The organism is Altererythrobacter sp. H2 (genome assembly GCF_035319885.1).
Lineage (GTDB): Bacteria > Pseudomonadota > Alphaproteobacteria > Sphingomonadales > Sphingomonadaceae > 34-65-8.
Window position 1 is genome coordinate 2,986,349 of record NZ_CP141285.1, and the last position, 17,337, is coordinate 3,003,685.

Here is a 17,337-nt window from a genome sequence, read left to right on the forward strand (position 1 = left end):
TCGCAGCATGGCCCGGCGTTAAAGGCGTTGCGGTTCAGAAACCGGTCGATAGCGTCACGGCCAGCCCCGAACCGGGCGCGGCATCGCCCGCCACCCGCAGGCGATAATCCAGCGCGACCCGCGCCGGGACCGGGCCCAGGGTCAGGTCCACTTGCGCGGTCGGCCCGACATCGAGCCGGGCAGCGCCTTTCTGGGCACCGCCCCATGCCCCGGCCCCGGCCCGCACCGCGCCGAGATCGAACCGGGCGAGCGGAGCCGTCACCCGCACCTGCCCGTCTGCGAATGCAGTGGCATCCTTGCCGCCGACATAGCCGGCCTGGGCATAGGCTTCTGCCTGCACCGCGCGCGGCAGCCCGAGCGGGGCCAGTTCGGTGACCGCCAGCACGGCCGGACGGATGCCGGGCCGCCCGCCCTGCTCACGCAGCCTGCCTTCCCCCAGCAGCGCCAGAGGCACTTTCGGAAAGGGCCGCAGCGACAGGCCCATGGCGGCCTCCCGATCGCCCGGGCTCCGGCCCAGGTCGCGCAAGGCCCCGCTCAATCTCAGATAGGCTGCCGGTTCTCGCCGGCTTCCCGGGGCCAGCCGGTAGCGCAGCACACCGCCCGCCTGGCTGGCCCCATAGGAGGAGGGCTGGAGACCGCTGCCGGTCCCTCCACTCGCCCCCTGCCGAACCAGCAGCCAGCCGGAGAAGGACCAGCGGTCCACTCCGGCGGGAGGAACAGACTGGGGCGGTGCAAACGCGGCGGCTCGCGCCGCCATGGCAGGAACAGTGCGCGGCGCAGCGGGCCCTTCGCCCAGCGCCGCCAGCCACATCAGCTGGTGGGCACTGCTCGCGTCGATCGGCGGGCCGCGCGAGGCGAGCGCACCGGCCTCGAAAATCTCGAAGGGGGCGGCGGCCATCGGGGGCGGAGACAGCTGCGTGCGGGGCGGCGGAGGCGGTTTCACGGCCTCAACCGATTGCGGCACGTTCTGCGCCGGGGCCGACCTGTCCGCCAAGGCGGCTTCTCCGGCGAGCACACGCGGCAGAGGCGGAAGGGCCAGCGGAAAGGGCGATTGCCACAGCAAGGCACGCCCCGCCAGCCACAGCGCAAGGATACCGCCGAGCACTGCAAGCGGCTGGCCGGTCCGCCCGGTCAGCACGGTCATGCGCGGGCCTCCACAAGTCCGCCCGCTGCGGGATGATCGCTATGCTCGGTCTTGTCCCACTTCACCGGCGCCCCGGCGAGCGTGCGGACATAGCCGAGCAAAGCGCGGCGGCCGGCCATGATTGCGATCACGTTGGCCACCGGGATCCGCAGCACGGCGCGAAAACCCTCCCGCGCTCCGTGTTCGCGTGCGGTGAAGGCGAAGCGCATCGCGATGCGCCACAACAGGCTGGCCAGGTTGAGCCACAGCACTGTTTCCAGCAGGGGCGAGATCACGAGCGGCTGCGCCAGGCCGGTGAGCGAAATGGCCCAGATCACGCCCGAGATCACCAGCAGGAGGTAAGCCAGAGCCAGCACCAGCGCGGTGAACGGGCCGCGCCGGTCACGGATCCGCATCCAGATATCGCCCGGATGGGTGCGCCAGCCAAGTCGGTCCCACCCCTGAAAGGCGATGCCGTGAATCCACCGGGTCTTCTGCCGGACGGCCTGATCGAGCCGGGAGGGGAAATAGGCCCGTGTCCCGATCAACCGGCCATCGGGTGTGCGGGCACGCAGGAAGCGCGACCGCCCCCCTTGGGCGGCCACCACCAGCCCGAGTTCGTAATCCTCGGTCAGGCACTCAGCGGCGAAGGGCCCGTCGGTCGCACGGACGCGGGGCATGCGGGCCAGAGCGCCCCGCGAAATCGCGCATCCCACCCCGGCGAGCGGCACCCCGACGCCCAGCGCATCGCGCACCACCAGAGCCTTGCCATGCTGCTCTGCAAACTCTTCCACGTAGTGGCTGCCGATCCAGCGTGAGTGCGGCTGCGGCAAGGCGATCACCGGCAGCTGGACCATGTCCGCCCCGTCGATCGCCCGGTCCAGCAGAGCCAGCGCGGCCGGATCGACCATGTCTTCGGCATCATGCATCAGGACCATGCGGAAGGGCACACCCTGTCGCCGCTCATCCAGTTCCAGCGCGCGATAGAGCCGGTTGAGGCAGTCCGCCTTGGTGGTCGGCCCGTGCTGGTTGTGGATCACGATCCTCAGCCGGCGATCGCCGCATCCCGCCAGCAGCGCCGCTTCGAGGGTGGCCGCGTCGTTGCCGTAGCAGCCGAGATAGACCCGCAGGTCGTCCTGCGGCCAGACGCGCAGCATATGACGCAGGGTAGCGCCGATGACCCGTGGTTCATCCCACGCCGGAATGAACACGGCTGCTCTGCCCTTCAGCGGGTCACAGCCTGTCATGTCAGCAGATGGCCACACGTCCTGCGCCCGCCTGGTCAGCCGAAGCCATATCCAGGCCAGATCGACTGAAAAGTCGTCCACGGCTCCGGCAAGAAAGAAGATGGCCGCGAACAGCAGCAATTCGTGCTGGACCAGCGCCAGCCACTGTAATGCCGTGAAACCAAAGAGTTCCAAGCCGCGACCCCCTGCTGACTTGGTAAACCGGCATGGGCAGAGTTGCAACGCGCAAACTTTTGCGGAAGAGGGGCGGCAATGGCTCAGGATAACAGACCGCTTCGCGCTTTCTTCGCTCCGGTACGGGCACTGTTCGTCGGCGACGCCTCGGCAGGTGTGCTGCTGATCGTGGTTGCCGCGATGGCGATGATCGCTGCCAACTCCGCGCTGGCGCAGGACTACCACTACCTGTTCAACGGCGAACTGGGCTGGACGCCGATTCCCAAGCTCGACACGCTGCACCTGTGGATCAACGACGGGCTGATGGCGGTTTTCTTCTTCGTCGTCGGTCTGGAAGTGAAGCGTGAGTGGATCGAGGGCCAGCTATCCTCGGCTGAACAGCGCCGCCTGCCGATCCTTGCCGCGGTGGCGGGCATGGCTGTCCCGGCTGTGGTCTACCTCTTTTTTGTCCAGAGCGGGCCGGACCGGCTGGTCCAGGGCTGGGCGATCCCGGCGGCGACTGACATCGCCTTTGCGATGGGTGTCCTCGGCCTGCTGGGCAATCGCGTTCCGGCCTCGCTGCGGCTGTTCCTGCTGACGGTGGCGATTGTTGACGATATCGGCGCCGTGATGGTGATTGCGCTGTTCTACACCGCCGGGATCAAGCTGGTCTGGCTGGTGGCGGCGCTGGTGGTGGTCGCGGTCATGTTCGGGCTCAACCGGATGCGGGTGGGCAGCGTGGCGCCGTTCATCCTGCTGGCGCTGGTGCTGTGGTACTTCGTGCTCAATTCCGGCATCCACGCCACCATTGCGGGCGTAGTTGCTGCGCTCACCATCCCGATGGTCGGCAAGAACGATGACACCATGCTCGAACGGCTCGAGCACGGGCTGGCCCCGTGGAGCGCCTATCTGGTGGTGCCGATTTTCGGTTTCGCCAATGCCGGGGTCAACCTATCCGGTCTGGGTATTGAGGGCGTGCTAGCCCCGCTCCCGATCGCGATTGCTGCCGGCCTGTTCCTGGGCAAGCAGATCGGCATCTTCAGCGCCATCTGGGTGGCCGACCGGATCGGCTTCGCCAAGAGGCCTTATGGCGCGCGCTGGCCCGAAATCTGGGGCGTGACCGTGCTGTGCGGGATCGGCTTCACCATGTCGCTGTTCATCGGCGAACTGGCCTTCCCCGGCTACCGCGAACTGATCGACGAGGCCAAGATCGGTATTCTGGGCGGGTCGCTGCTTTCCGCAATCGTCGGATACACCGTCCTCCGGCTTGCGACCGATCCGGCGCGCAAGCCGGACGCGGAAGAACCGGCGCCGAACTGAGCGCCCCCGTCTTTACCAGGTGCCGGTGTTTTCCATGCTGGCCCAGGGCTCCTGGGGCGGCAGGTGGCCCTCCTGCAGCAGTTCCACTGAAATGCCATCGGGCGACTTGACGAAGGCCATGTGCCCGTCCCGCGGCGGGCGGTGGATCGTGTGGCCGGCTTCCTGCAGCCGCTGGCAGGTCGCATAGATGTCATCGACCCGGTAGGCCAGGTGCCCGAAGTTCCGCCCCGCGCCATAGGTTTCGCCCGGGCTGCCGTGTTCGGGCGGCCAGTTGTAGGTCAGTTCCACCTCGGCCAGCCCTTCCTGCCCCGGAGCGGCCAGGAAGATCAGGGTAAATCGCCCCGCCGCGACCTCGAACCGGCGGACTTCTTCCAGCCCGATCAGCTTGAAGAAGGCGACCGTCGCCTCGGGATCGGTCACCCGGATCATGCTGTGGAGATATTTGACCATAAGGCGCCTCGTTCAAAAACAGTTCATCGACCATATTGCACATTTCATCGCATCGGCACGATGTTGAGGGGGATGCAATGACCGAAGAAACTGTGGCGGATACCGACGCGGGATGGAAGCCCTTCATGAAGGACCCGGGAACCCGGCGCTGGTTCGGCACTGCCGCCATCCTCGCCGTGGGGCTGGTGGCGGGCGGTTACCTGCTGGGTAACGGATTGGTCCGGGCCAAGGATGCGGATCGTTCGGTCACAGTACGCGGGCTGGCCGAGCGCGACGTTACTGCCGATCTGGCTACCTGGACAATCTCGTACTCGTCCTCCTCGACCGACCTGGCCGCTGCCCAGGCGAAAGTGCGCGAGGATACGGCGGCGATCGAGACCTTTTTCGCCGGGCTCGGATTCCCGGAGGATACGCTGCAGCCGACCGGTGCCAACGTGACCAGCTTCACCAATGAAGGCCTGACGACGTTCACCGTGCGCCAGCGGCTGGCGCTGCGTACCAACGACGTGGAGAAGGCACAGAAGGCAGTGGCGCGGCAATTCGACCTGGTGAACCGCGGCGTGTTCCTGGAAGAAGGCTCGGCCATGGCCTACACCTTTACCAGGCTGAACGACATCAAACCGGAAATGGTGGCCGAGGCGACCAGGGATGCCCGTGCTTCTGCCGAACAGTTCGCCAATGACAGCGGCGCGAACGTCGGCGCCATCAAGGAAGCGACCCAGGGCTATTTCACCATCGAAGGGCGGGACGGTGATGCGGGCGGCTGGGGCGTGAGCGATTCGCCGTTCAAGAAAGTCCGCGTGGTGACCACCGTCACCTTCCTGATTGACTGAGCGGCCCGAGCAATACGCACTCTGCACAGAAAAGGCCCGCCCTGCCGGATGGCGAGGCGGGCCTGAATGTACCGGTTTCCGGCTGGCTTACATGCTGTAGGACAGCGTGAAGAAGAGGCCGGGGTCGGTGAAGTTCTCGATGCTGGGCCCCTGGGTATCGACGTAGTTGACGCCCAGGCTCAGGCTGTCGGTCACCGCGTAGGAAGCGCCCACACCCCAGTCGATCGAGGTTCCGTCAGCCGTGGTGGCGAAAACGCCATCGGTGTACCCGAGGTGCGCTGTAAGGGTGACGGGCGTGTTGGGAACGCCAAGCTCGAAATCGGTGTAGAGGTAGAGGTTGTCCTCGTCACCGAGCGAGGCCTGATCCCACGAATAGCCGATCCCGACGGTCGCGCCGACCGGGCCGATGGTGGTGCCGATCGAGGCGAGCGCCTCGAAATAGTCGGTGTCGGCACCGGTGTCCTCGGTCGGGTACATGTAATAGAGCAGGCCGACATCGACGCTGACGCCTTCGGCGACATCACCGGCCCAGCCGCCATAAACGTCGAGCTCCATTTCGCCGAAACCCGCATCGGCATCGATGGTCGATGCCCAGGTGCCGACGTAGAAACCGCTTGAGTGTGCAAGGTCGATCCCGCCCTGCAGGGCAATGTCACCGCCCGAGAACGAAACCCCGCGGAAGCGGTAGTCACTGACGAGAGCTACGTTGCCGGAGAGCGTCAGCTCTTCCTCGGCCTCGGCTTCATCCTGCGCGAAAGCAGGGGCTGCAAATACGGAAAGTGCGAAAACTGATGCGGCTGCGAGGCCGCGGATGGACGTGAGCATGACAAACTTCCTTGCGTTTGTGGTGTTGCTTCGTCCCGCCTGCTGAAGAACCGGGACGCCTCGTTTGATGTGCGCCCTCTGATTTATCTGAAACGTTCGTGCCGATTCTTGCTGCGGCGCACAAGGAAAATTGCGGGTGCAGCTATTTCGTCGCACCCGGTGTGTCCTTTTCGCACCAGCCGCCATTCTGAGGCAGCGCACATTTGTTGCCGTAGGGTGCGCGCTCGCCTAAAGCGCCGACACATCAAAGCTGTCCGCACCAGATCATGTTCGAAACACTCCGCACGTTCTTCGGCAAGAAGGACCAGCCGCCCCGGCCCGCCCTGCCCGCAGGCGAGCGCGTCTATGCCATCGGCGACATCCACGGCCGACTCGACCTGTTCGAGGAACTGATCCACGCCATCGAGCGCGATGAACTGGATGAACCCGCCTCGGGGCAGACCACCGTTGTCCTGCTGGGTGACCTGATCGACCGCGGGCCGCAGAGCGCCCAGGTGGTCGCCCGCGCCCGCGAATGGCAAGCCCGGCGGCCGCTCCGCATTCTGGCAGGCAACCACGAGGAAATGTTCCTCGAATCGTTCGACAGCGCGGATGTCCTGCGCCATTTCCTGAAGCACGGCGGCAAGGAAACGGTGCTGAGCTATGGCCTGCCCGAGGCCGTCTGCAACAACGCGACGCTCGAGGAAATTCAGGCGCACATGCACGGGTGCGTACCGAAGCAGGACCGCGACTTCATTGACGGGTTCGAATCGTGTGTTTCGATCGGGGACTACCTGTTCGTCCATGCAGGCATCCGGCCAGGGGTGCCGCTGGAAGCACAGGTGCGCCGCGACATGCTGTGGATCCGCGATCCCTTCCTGCGCTATCAGGATATGCATCCGCAGTTCGTCATCCACGGGCACACCATCTGCGAAACAATTGACGAACACAGTAACCGGACCGGCATTGATACAGGCGCCTTTCGGTCTGGCATCTTGACCGCGATCGTGCTGGAGGGCGAGCGACGCCGCTACATCCAGGCAGTCGAGGAAGCGGGCATGATCGCAATCCACAAAGAGGAACAGACGGTATGAAGATCGCAATGGTTGGGTCGGGCTATGTCGGCCTGGTGTCGGGTGCGTGCTTCGCCGATTTCGGCCACGATGTGGTGTGCATCGACAAGGACCAGGGCAAGATCGACCGCCTGCACGCAGGGGTGATGCCGATCTACGAGCCCGGCCTTGACGCGCTGGTTGACAGCAATGTGAAAGCGGGCCGCCTGTCCTTCACCACCAGTCTGGCTGAGGGCATCCAGGGGGCATCGGCCATCTTCATCGCGGTGGGAACCCCCAGCCGGCGCGGGGACGGCCATGCCGACCTGTCCTACGTTCATGCAGTGGCGCGCGAAGTGGGCGAAACGCTGGCCAACGATGCCGTGGTGGTGACCAAGTCGACGGTTCCGGTCGGCACCGGTGACGAGGTCGAACGGATCATCCGCGACTGCGCCCCGTCTCATCGCTTCGCAGTGGTCTCGAACCCCGAGTTTCTGCGCGAAGGGGCGGCGATCGGGGATTTCAAGCGTCCGGACCGGATCGTGATTGGCGCGGAGGACGAATTCGGCCGGGACGTGATGCGCGAAGTCTATCGCCCGCTGTTCCTGAATGAATCGCCGATCCTGTTCACCAGCCGCCGGTCGAGCGAGCTGATCAAGTATGCGGCCAACGCCTTTCTTGCGACGAAGATCACCTTCATCAACGAAATGGCCGACCTCTGCGAGAAGACGGGCGCCAACGTGCAGGATGTGGCGCGCGGGATCGGGATGGACGGGCGGATCGGCGCCAAGTTCCTCCATGCAGGGCCTGGCTATGGGGGCTCATGCTTCCCGAAGGATACCCTGGCGCTGCTGAAAACCGCCGAGGATTATGACAGCCCCGTCAGGATCGTGGAAGCGGTGGTCAAGGCCAACGACAGCCGCAAGCGCGCCATGGGCCGCAAGGTGCTGGAAGCGCTGGGCGGAATGGAAACGGCGCGCGGCAAGAAGGCCGCCCTGCTGGGCCTGACCTTCAAACCCAACACGGATGACATGCGTGACAGCCCGGCAATTGCCATTGCCCAGACGCTGGTGGATGCGGGCGTCATCGTGACAGCCTATGATCCCGAAGGCATGGAACAGGCCAGCCCCCTGATGCCTGACGTGACCATGTGCGACAGCCCCTATGCCGCCATCGAAGGGGCCGATGCCGTGGCCATCGTGACCGAGTGGGACGCCTTCCGCGCACTCGATCTCGACCGGGTCAAGGCGCTCGCCCACCGGCCGGTGCTGGTGGATCTGCGCAACATTTACCGCCCTGACGACATGCGCGCCGCCGGATTTGCTTACAGCAGCATCGGTCGCGGCTGACCGGGAGACCGGGCCTTCGGCTCGCTTCCCGACCCTGTCAGAAACTGATTGACCTGGCGCGCATTTCTGCCGACACCTGTTAACATAACATAAGCATGGGTCGGTGAATCGAAATCGCGAACGACGCGGGGTTTCCCCGTGCCGGGGTGCTTGTTGTTATACAGGGGTAAATCATGAGAAAGCATCGGTATCTGGTTGGCGCCGGCGTGGTCGGCCTTGCTTCAGCAATGGCAGCGACGCCTGCCCTCGCCACTGAAACAGGCGGCGGCGAATCTGCCGAACAGGAAGTGGCCAGCGAAGCGATCGGCACCTTTTCCGGCTTCCGTGTCGTGGCGAGCGAAGAGACGATTCGCGCCGCCCGCCTCAGCTTCCAGGCTGATGAGGTTCCCGTTGCCACCCGCTTGCACAATCGCTTCATTCAGCCCACCCCCGAACTGATCGCGCGCGACGATATCGGCATCGGCGGCTCGGTCGATGTCGACAACACCCTGCCTGCGGTGGTCCAGCTGTTCATCGCCAACAACGCCACGGGGCAGGTATTCCTCAACTGCACCGGTACGCTGATTAACCCGCGCACCGTGCTGACTGCGGCGCACTGCATGAACAGCCGATCGTCCGAGGCCTATGGTCAGCTCGGCGGCGCTTCGGAGTTCTCGATGCTGATCGGGACCGGGGTTGATACTTCGACCAGGCTGTTCAACACGCTCAACAACGGCGCCGGTTATGCTGCGGGCGGCGTGGCCAGCAGCACCGACGTGATCCTTCACCCGTCGGGCTCTCCGGCCCAGGGCACGCTCGATTTCCCCTATGCCGACGTCGTTTTCATTGCGCTCGATGCACCGATTACCGACGTGCAGGCCATGCCGATCCTGCTCTCGCCGCTGACCCAGCTGACCCATGTGATCCTGACCGGGTACGGCACCAACGGCACCGGCGATCTGGGCGCAGTCAATACCGGCGGCCGCTTCCTGCGCCGCGTGGGCGAGAACATGATGGGCATGATCGGCTCGAACGCCGATTTCATTGACGGGATCTTCTTTGCAGAAGCCCCGACTGCCGATACCTTCGGTATCGAAACCCAGGTCATGTACTGGGTGGACTTCGACGATCCGAACCGGACTCAGGCGGACGTGGATAACTGTGCTTTCACCGGCACCAACATAAGCTGTACCACGTTTGCTGGTGTGGATGCGATCGACTGGTTCCCGGGCGATGCCCTGCCGCGCGAATCCGGTACCGCGCCCGGTGACAGCGGATCGCCGATCATCGTCGATCAGCTTTATGATTTCCCGGTTGTCGCGGGCGTATTGAGCGGCGGCTACGACTTCTTCGGACGCAACAACCGCTACGGCGACACAAGCTTCTACAACCCGCTGTTCCCGTTTTTCGAGTTCATCACCGAGAACACGCCCTACAAGTATGTCTCGGCCAAGGGCGGCAACGGTAACTGGTCCAACACCAATTACTGGACCCAGGATCTCGATCCCGGTTTCTTCATCGATGACGGAACGGGCAAGCTGGTCAACGGCATCCCCGGCGGGTCCGAACAAGGCGTTTACGCCACCGGGCCGAAACTCGGCACGATCATCAACGATGATGTGTCGGACAATTCGACCGCACCTTCGCAGTTCCTGCCCCCGCAGGGCACGCCGGGCTTCGGTGCCAACCTGCCCGAATCCTCGGTCCTGCTCGGGCCGGGTTCGACCGGGTTCGTACCCAACAACACCGATGGCGAAGTCGGTACCGCGTTCGACAATCCGGCGCAGTATTTCGATGTGCTGCTCAACCGGCAGGGCACCACCACTGTCGATATGGCGGTGACAATCGACAAGCTGGCGCTGGACCACCGGAACGCACGCTTCATCCTGCCATCGGCTTTCACCTTCGATACCATCATCGGTTTCGAACAGTTCAACGGCACCTCGGTCATCGAAGGCACGTTGAATGCCGGCGTGGCGGCCATGTTCGGTGGGCGGATGGCCGGCACCGGAACGATTTCGACCGAGGCCTTCTTCAACCTGGGCGGCCAGCTGCTGCCGGGTGGCACCAACCGCGCCCGCACCTTCACCGTTGACGGCGATTACGTGCAGGTTGGCAACGGGGTCTACATTGCCGACATCGGCCTGCTCCGTGGTCCGCAGGTTCAGGATCTGCTGGTGGTGACCGGTGAAGCGGTCCTCGGCGGGCATCTGGTGGTCAACCCGATCAACCGGGTCTCGCCGCGTTATGGCGCCAAGTTCACGGTCCTTTCGGCAGGCCTGGTCGACGGAAACTTCGACACGGTCACGCTCATCACTGATTCCCCGCTGCTGTTTGCCACCAGCACGGTGGTCGAGAACGACGTGGTCGTGGAAATCGGGGCAAGGTCGATCAACGCCGTCGTGGGTGCCAGCAGTGGCCTCGCTTCGGTCGGCTCTGCCCTCGATGCCCTGCGCTTCACCGGGCGCTACAGCGCGTACCAGCACCTGTTCGGCGTGATCGACAGCGCCGGCTTCCAGAGCTTCGGCCAGACGCTTGCCAGCCTCACCCCGACCAGCGGCTTCCGCCAGTCGGCTTCGGCCAACGGCTTTGCGCAACGCTTTACCGGGCACATTGCCCAGCGCACGATCAACCTGCGCGGGGCCGATCCGGCCGCGTCGGGCTTCTCAGCTGCCGGCAATGCCACCTTCGCGCAGGCCGGCACCGCGCCGGTGGAGCCGGGCAAGCTCGGCTTCTTCGGATCGGTCAGCGGCTCGTTCCTGAACATGGCGGAAAACGGCAAGTCGCCCGGCTCGACCGGACTGGAAGACGTCGCATTCCTGCAGGCAGGCGAACTGACCATCGGGGCTGACTACCGCGTGTCTGACGGCATCACCGTCGGCCTGGCCATGACCAACATCCGCAACAGCGCGCAGAGCGTGTCGGGCTTCCGTCCGAACGAGGATGAAAGCGTGGCCACCGCCGCCTATGCCGCCGCCACCTTCGGCAAGGGTTTTGCCGACATGTACGTCGGCTATGCCAGCCAGGACTACGGCGTGGAGCGGACCAGCCAGGGCGACTTCACCACCTCCTATCGCAGCGCCCTCGGCTCTGCCGATGGCGAGCAGACCTTTGCCGGTCTGCGGATGGGCTATGCGATGGAGCCGGCCAAGGGCCTGACCGTCGGGCCGGTGGTCAGCCTCGACTACGTTCGGTCGGACCTGGGCGGCTTCACCGAGTACGGTGCAGGCGTGTTCGGCCTCAACGTGCGGGAGCGGACCTTCACCTCGCTCGGGGCCAAGCTGGGTGCCATGGCCTCGCTTGACATGAACGTGGGCCGCAAGGGCAAGCTGACAGCGTTCGGCTCGGTCGCCTACGCGCGGGAACTGGCTGACAAGGAAGACGTGATCACCGCAGCCTTCCTCGGTGCCGAGGACGTGCCGTTCACGATCGCCAACCAGCTCGATCCGCAGTGGGTCTCGGTCAATGCCGGGGCAGAGCTGTCGATCTCCGATCGCCTGAGCACCAAGATGAGCATGACCTCCGACCTCGGCCGGGGCGTGCTCACCAACAACCAGGCCAACCTGTCGCTGAACTGGAAGTTCTGACGGGTCTGCCCTGCAGCCGACATAAAAAGGCGCCTCCGGAGCGATCCGGGGGCGCCTTTCGTTTTGCAGGCTTGACTTGGTCGGACCGGATTATCCGAACCAGCGCCGCCGGTTGGCTGGATCGCGCAATCCGGCCAGCGTGGCGATCACCACCAGCACGGCGGCAGCGGCGCAGGCCAGCGCGATGAGGTCGGACTGTTGCCCCCCGCGCAGGTAGATAGCCGCCAGCGCCCAGCAGAACACTCCGGCATACCACGGGTTGCCCTTGCTGCGATGCACGGCCAGCGCCGCGATCAGACCGCCGACCAGCACCATCACGGCGGTGATCTGAGGATAGGCCAGCCCGCCGCCAATGCCATGATAGACCAGCGAGGCGCTCACATTGACGATGGTCGCGGCGGTCAGCCAGGCGGCCAGCGCACTGAACACCAGCGCCACGATCCAGCGCTCGAAACCGGTAAAAGCCGGTGCATAGCGCACCAGCGTGCTCAGGATCACCAGCAGCGCCACGAGCGAAGTGGCGATGATGATAACGCTGACGAATGTAAGGCTCGCAAACTGGGTGTAGATTGCCCAGACCCCTTGCGCCGCCAGGGCAATGGCAGCCCACCAGCCGATGCGGTGAACCAGGGCATTGCGGCGCTGCCTGGGCAGGGCCTGCCACACGGCAAACACCGCCGATCCCAGAAACAGCGGGCCCCAGATGGCGAAGGCCCAGCCGGCGGGCGTGATCAGGGTGCGGGTGCTGTCCGACCGCTCCCCGATCGGCTCGCCAAGCCCCAACTGGGGCAGGAAGGTTGCACCAATCTGCAGGCACACCGCCAGCACGATGGCAATCCGCTGGGCGGGCGAGCGTTCGATCGTCTGAGTCATGATGCAGGAAGTCCCGTGTTGTGGCCTGGGTTCCTGCAACGCGCGATCATGCCGGGCCGGTAAGCTGTGCCAGGGGGCCTGTAAGCCGGGTTCTGTCCCGCCGACGGTATCCCAAGGGGGACCGTATCGGCGGGGGCAGCCATTCATCTGGGCCATGGATTGCTCCATGGCTCGAGCAGCCAACCCGGGCCTCTTGGGGCGAAACACCCCTGCCTTTCGGCACGAGGCCCCTATTTGGCCTTGCTCCGGGTGGGGTTTGCCATGCGGGCGCTGTTGCCAGAACCCCGGTGCGCTCTTGCCGCACCCTTTCACCCTTACCTGTGCCCGGACCAGGTCCGGGCCATCGGCGGTCTGCTCTCTGTGGCACTTTCCCTTTACCGGAAACCGAAATCCCCGGCACGGCGGGCGTTACCCGCCACCCTTGTTTCGTGGAGCCCGGACTTTCCTCGGCACTTGCGTGACGCGGCTGCCCGGCCCCCTGGCACCGCGCCTTATAGACCGGCGCGGGCACACAGGGAAGCGGGCGTCGCGGTCAGTTGCCCTCGCCGCCGATATTGGCCAGCGATTCGTCGGGGGACAGCAGGTAGCACCACAGCAACGCCCCGATCGCAGCGCCCACCAGCGGAGCCAGCCAGAACAGCCACAGCTGCCCGACCGCGCCGGTTTCGGCATAGAACGCCACGCTGGTCGAACGCGCCGGATTGACCGAGGTGTTGGTGACCGGAATCGAGATCAGGTGGATCAGGGTCAGTGCGAGACCGATCGATATCGGGGCAAAGCCACCGGGCACCTTGGTAGAGGTGGAGCCGAGGATGACCAGCAGGAAACCGGCGGTGAGCACGATCTCGATCACCAGCGCGGCCTGCATCGAATAGCCGCCCGGCGACAGGTCGCCATAGCCGTTCGAGGCGAACCCGCCGGGCGTCCAGCCTTCCATTCCCGAAGCGATCACGAACAGCGTGCCCGCCGCGATGAATGCCCCCAGCACCTGCGCCGCCCAGTAGGGCGCCAGCTCGCCCCATCCGTGCCGTCCGGCCACGCACAGGCCCAGCGTGACCGCCGGATTGAAGTGCCCGCCGGAAATCCCGCCCACGGCATAGGCCATGGTCAGCACGGTGAGGCCGAACGCCAGCGACACTCCTGCAAAACCGATGCCGAGCTCTGGAAATGCTGCAGCGAGCACCGCCGAACCGCACCCCCCGAATACCAGCCAGAACGTGCCGAGTGCCTCGGCAGACATCTTGCGGATCATGGAACCCCTCCCCTTTTTCTTGTCCGAAATCAGGAGAGTGCGCGTTTTTCAGCGCTTTGCAAGCCGGTTAACGATTGCAGATCGTTCGCCCGCTCACCCCGCTGACCCCGCTGCCTGGTCGGCATACTGGTCGAAGGCTTCCAGTGCCTGCGCCGCATACATCGCGCTGGGGCCGGCCCCCATGTAGACCGCCAGGCCGAGCGTCTCGGCGATTTCCTCGCGCGTGGCGCCGTGCTTGCGCGCGCCTTCGACATGGTAGGTCACGCACGGATCGCACCGGACCGCGACCGAGATCGCCACCGCCAGCAATTCCTTGGTCTTGGCATCGAGCGCGCCGCCTTCGTGCGCCGCCGCCCCCATTTCGCGGAACGCCTTCATCACGCCCGGCGCGCCCTTGTGCAGTTCCCGGATCGCCGGGATAAGATTGGCGGCCATCGCGGGCCAGTCCTTGAAATTGGTGTGCGCCATGTGGGGTTCCTTGCTGTGAGAAACCCCGTCTAGGCGTCGGGCCGGCCGCCAACCTTGACCTGCATCAAAAATCAGCGGGTTGCACCGCGATCCCGGTCAAGCAGCAACTGGAACAGGATCGCGCGGACCTCGCCATCGACCACGCCGTCAATCCGGTGCGGGCGCCAGCGGCGCTGGAAAGCGGCCACCGCCTTGGCGGGATCGGTGATATCGTATCCGTACCGCTCCAGCGCGAGGAAGAAGGCGCCATCGTTATCGAACGGATCGCCCAGCTGCACGCCCGGGCGCGGCAGGCACAGGCGATACTCCGCCAGCCATTCCCACGGGAACAGCTCGCCCGGATCGACCTTGCGCGCCGGGGCCACATCGGAATGGCCGACCACGTTGGCCCGGGGAATGTCGTGGGTGCGCAGGATGCGGGCCAGCAGCGGCACCAGCGCCTCCACCTGCGCTTCTGCGAAGGGGCGATAGCCCAGTGCATGGCCCGGATGGTCAAGCTCGATCCCGATGCTGGCCGAATTGACATCGCGCACGCCGCGCCAGCACGATGCCCCCGCGTGCCAGGCGCGTTTGTCTTCCGGCACCAGCCGGATCACCTCGCCCTCTTCGGTAATGCAGTAATGCGCGCTGACCTCGGCCGCCGGATCGCACATCCGCTCCAGCGCGGTGTCCACCGGCTTCATCTCGGTATAGTGCAGCACCACCATGGAGATGGGCAGCTTGCGCTCGTTCCAGTTGGGCGAAGGGCATTCGCGGTGGACGAGCGGGTCGGTCATCAGCCAATCAGGCCCTCAGGTTGCGGCAGCACCGCCCCCAGGACAAGCGCTTCGTCGGTCAGGTGATACTGCAACCCGCCGCCGGTCTGTTCCGCCAGCAAGCCCATCAGGTGAGCCGGCGCGGTGCGGCTGGTCAGTTCCGCGGGCGAAAGTTCGCCCTGCAAGGCCTGCCCGACAACCGGGTCAAAGGCGATTTTCGGGCCGGTGGCGCGCACCACGATTTCATAGTCCGAATCGCGCCGTTCGACCCCGACATCGAGCGTGCCGCCCCGCACCAGGGTGTCGAGCCCGATCTGCGCGAGGTTGAGCAGGATCTTGACCGCCGGCTTGGGCAGCTTGGCTTCATCGAGCGCCCAGTTGATCGTGATCCGCTTGGCATCACCCACCAGCGCCTGGATCAACGCCCTGGGCTCGGCCACTTCGACCATTTCGCCGAATCCGCCCGCTGCGCCAAAGGCGAGCCGGAAGAACTTCAGCTTGTCGGTGCTGATACGGGCGCTCTGCTCCAGCAGTTCAAAACAGCGCTGGCGCATCTCCGGGTCGTTTTCACTGGCAAGCAGTTCGAGCCCGTTGCTGAGTGCGCCCACCGGCGAAAGCATGTCATGGCACAGGCGCGAGCATAGCAGGCTGGCGAGATCGATGGCGTCCTGGTTGTTCATGGCACCTCTCCTAAGCGTCCCGGACGACATAGGAAAGTGCTTCGAAACCATCCGGCGCGTCCCGCCAGAAACTGACCGCATTTCCGGCGATGATCGCCCAGACCCGGCCATCGTGCGCTGCCTCCGCCCGGTCGGTCGGGGACGGCGCGGGCGCGCCGACCGGATGGGAGTGATAATATCCCAGCACCTGCGGCCCGCCCGCCCTTCCAGCCCGGAAGGCGTCGATCAGGGCCCGGGGGTCGATTTCGAAATGCCGGTCGGGCTGCGGGTGAACGTTGCGCGCAGGCTCCAGCCGGGTCACCGCCAAGCCCTCCCCCAGCAGCAAGCCACAGCATTCGTGCGGATGGGCAGCGGCGGCCTCAGCCCGCAATCGCCCCAGCACGGCACTTGAGACTTCCAGTTCCATCGCCCATGGCCCTAGCATGGCCGAGCCCGAAATCATCAGTGGAACGCTTGCCAGCGGTGGCCGCCTCGACAAGGCGCTGGCCGAGGCGAGCGGATTGTCGCGGGAGCGGATCAAGGCCCTGATGGGGGAAGGTGCGATCATGGTCGGCAAGACCATCGCCACCAACCCCTCGGCCAAGATGCAGCCCGGCGCGCATTTCACGATTACCTTGCCCCCCACGGCCGAGCCGGCAGCGCAGCCGCAGGACATCCCGCTGGTCGTGGTGTTCGAGGACGAGCACCTGATCGTGATCGACAAGCCCGCCGGAATGGTCGTCCATCCCGCTGCCGGCAATGCGGATGGCACGCTGGTCAACGCCCTGCTCCATCACTGTGCCGGCCAGCTTTCCGGCATTGGCGGGATCGCCCGGCCGGGGATTGTCCACCGGATCGACAAGGACACGTCAGGCCTGCTGGTCGCCGCCAAGACCACCGCCGCGCACGAAGGGCTGGCCCGCCAGTTCGCCGACCACACGATCGAACGGCGCTACCTGGCAGTCTGTGCAGGCCATCCGGCACCGGCAGAGGGCACGATCAGCGGGCGCCTCGGCCGGTCCGAGAGCGACCGCAAGAAGATGGCGGTGCTCCACGACAAGTCACCGCGCGGGAAGCACGCCGTCACGCATTTCCGCACCCTTGAGCAACTCGACGGATGCGCGCTGCTCGAATGCCGGCTGGAGACCGGGAGAACCCACCAGGTGCGCGTTCACTGCGCGTCAATCGGACATCCGCTATTGGGGGATCCGGTCTATGGACGCACACCCAAATCACTCCGCCCGCTCCTTGAGCGGCTCGGTTTTGCCCGGCAGGCGCTCCATGCGGCCAGCCTCGGTTTCCAGCACCCGGTTACGGGGGAATTGCACCGGTTCGAGGCGCCCGTTCCCGCCGACATGCGGGAACTCATCGATGAAACCGCTCGTTGAAATCGACGAAACGCACTGCAGAACGCAGCAGAAACGTGTATAAAT

At 65.3% G+C, this 17,337-nt stretch carries 16 protein-coding genes and 1 other RNA gene; 6 read left to right on the plus strand and 11 right to left on the minus strand.

The features are described 5' to 3' along the window. Window positions 1-34 precede the first annotated feature (34 nt). Both U4960_RS14820 and U4960_RS14825 read right to left on the minus strand, forming a co-directional pair. On the minus strand, window positions 35-1,144 hold the full coding sequence (locus tag U4960_RS14820) for a hypothetical protein (protein ID WP_324261380.1): 1,110 nt from the start codon (window positions 1,142-1,144) through the stop codon (window positions 35-37). Continuing rightward, window positions 1,141-2,544, minus strand: a complete 1,404-nt coding sequence (locus U4960_RS14825; protein ID WP_324261381.1) for a glycosyl transferase family protein — start codon at window positions 2,542-2,544, stop codon at window positions 1,141-1,143. Before U4960_RS14825 ends, U4960_RS14820 begins: the two co-directional genes overlap by 4 nt. A 78-nt stretch (window positions 2,545-2,622) precedes the next feature. On the opposite strand from U4960_RS14825, the gene nhaA reads away from it, so the two are divergent. After that, window positions 2,623-3,843 (plus strand): Na+/H+ antiporter NhaA, encoded by a 1,221-nt coding sequence (gene nhaA, locus U4960_RS14830; protein WP_324261382.1) that lies wholly within the window; start codon window positions 2,623-2,625, stop codon window positions 3,841-3,843. Between the two features lie 12 nt (window positions 3,844-3,855). Here nhaA and U4960_RS14835 read toward each other — a convergent pair whose 3' ends face one another. Continuing rightward, window positions 3,856-4,293: a VOC family protein gene (locus U4960_RS14835; protein ID WP_324261383.1), complete on the minus strand. Its 438-nt coding sequence runs from the start codon at window positions 4,291-4,293 to the stop codon at window positions 3,856-3,858. 125 nt (window positions 4,294-4,418) lie between these two features. Between U4960_RS14835 and U4960_RS14840 the strand changes: the two genes are divergently transcribed. Beyond that, entirely contained in the window at window positions 4,419-5,126 is a 708-nt protein-coding gene (locus U4960_RS14840; RefSeq protein WP_416379124.1) for an SIMPL domain-containing protein, read from the plus strand. A gap of 87 nt (window positions 5,127-5,213) precedes the next feature. Here U4960_RS14840 and U4960_RS14845 read toward each other — a convergent pair whose 3' ends face one another. Beyond that, a complete protein-coding gene (locus U4960_RS14845; protein ID WP_324261385.1) occupies window positions 5,214-5,951 on the minus strand; it encodes a TorF family putative porin in 738 nt (245 codons plus the stop codon). A gap of 266 nt (window positions 5,952-6,217) precedes the next feature. On the opposite strand from U4960_RS14845, the gene U4960_RS14850 reads away from it, so the two are divergent. From U4960_RS14850 to U4960_RS14860, 3 genes are all read left to right on the plus strand, one after another. Then, window positions 6,218-7,024 (plus strand): metallophosphoesterase family protein, encoded by an 807-nt coding sequence (locus U4960_RS14850; protein WP_324261386.1) that lies wholly within the window; start codon window positions 6,218-6,220, stop codon window positions 7,022-7,024. Further along, a complete protein-coding gene (locus tag U4960_RS14855) occupies window positions 7,021-8,331 on the plus strand; it encodes a UDP-glucose dehydrogenase family protein (protein ID WP_324261387.1) in 1,311 nt (436 codons plus the stop codon). Before U4960_RS14850 ends, U4960_RS14855 begins: the two co-directional genes overlap by 4 nt. Window positions 8,332-8,504: 173 nt before the next feature. Beyond that, window positions 8,505-11,897 carry an autotransporter domain-containing protein gene (locus U4960_RS14860; protein ID WP_324261388.1) on the plus strand — a complete coding sequence of 1,131 codons (3,393 nt, stop codon included), beginning with the start codon at window positions 8,505-8,507 and terminating at the stop codon, window positions 11,895-11,897. Between the two features lie 90 nt (window positions 11,898-11,987). Here U4960_RS14860 and U4960_RS14865 read toward each other — a convergent pair whose 3' ends face one another. The 7 genes from U4960_RS14865 to U4960_RS14895 form a co-directional block, all read right to left on the minus strand. Continuing rightward, the gene (locus tag U4960_RS14865; protein ID WP_324261389.1) at window positions 11,988-12,770 is read right to left on the minus strand and encodes a hypothetical protein; all 783 of its coding nucleotides are present in this window, start codon (window positions 12,768-12,770) and stop codon (window positions 11,988-11,990) included. Window positions 12,771-12,835: 65 nt separating this feature from the next. Further along, an RNA gene (gene rnpB, locus U4960_RS14870) (RNase P RNA component class A) lies at window positions 12,836-13,252 on the minus strand. A gap of 50 nt (window positions 13,253-13,302) precedes the next feature. Then, complete coding sequence (gene aqpZ / locus U4960_RS14875; RefSeq protein WP_324261390.1) at window positions 13,303-14,022, minus strand: aquaporin Z; 720 nt, start codon at window positions 14,020-14,022, stop codon at window positions 13,303-13,305. A gap of 93 nt (window positions 14,023-14,115) precedes the next feature. Further along, window positions 14,116-14,490, minus strand: coding sequence for a carboxymuconolactone decarboxylase family protein (locus tag U4960_RS14880; protein WP_324261391.1), 375 nt, complete (start codon window positions 14,488-14,490; stop codon window positions 14,116-14,118). A 71-nt stretch (window positions 14,491-14,561) separates the two neighbouring features. After that, window positions 14,562-15,266: an N-acetylmuramoyl-L-alanine amidase gene (locus tag U4960_RS14885; protein WP_324261392.1), complete on the minus strand. Its 705-nt coding sequence runs from the start codon at window positions 15,264-15,266 to the stop codon at window positions 14,562-14,564. After that, the gene (locus U4960_RS14890) at window positions 15,266-15,925 is read right to left on the minus strand and encodes a histidine phosphotransferase family protein (protein WP_324261393.1); all 660 of its coding nucleotides are present in this window, start codon (window positions 15,923-15,925) and stop codon (window positions 15,266-15,268) included. The genes U4960_RS14885 and U4960_RS14890 overlap by 1 nt, the downstream gene beginning before the upstream one ends. 10 nt (window positions 15,926-15,935) lie before the next feature. Next, on the minus strand, window positions 15,936-16,367 hold the full coding sequence (locus tag U4960_RS14895; protein ID WP_416379075.1) for a M67 family metallopeptidase: 432 nt from the start codon (window positions 16,365-16,367) through the stop codon (window positions 15,936-15,938). On the opposite strand from U4960_RS14895, the gene U4960_RS14900 reads away from it, so the two are divergent. Continuing rightward, a complete protein-coding gene (locus tag U4960_RS14900; protein ID WP_324261394.1) occupies window positions 16,348-17,292 on the plus strand; it encodes an RluA family pseudouridine synthase in 945 nt (314 codons plus the stop codon). The genes U4960_RS14895 and U4960_RS14900 overlap by 20 nt on opposite strands. Window positions 17,293-17,337 lie beyond the last annotated feature (45 nt).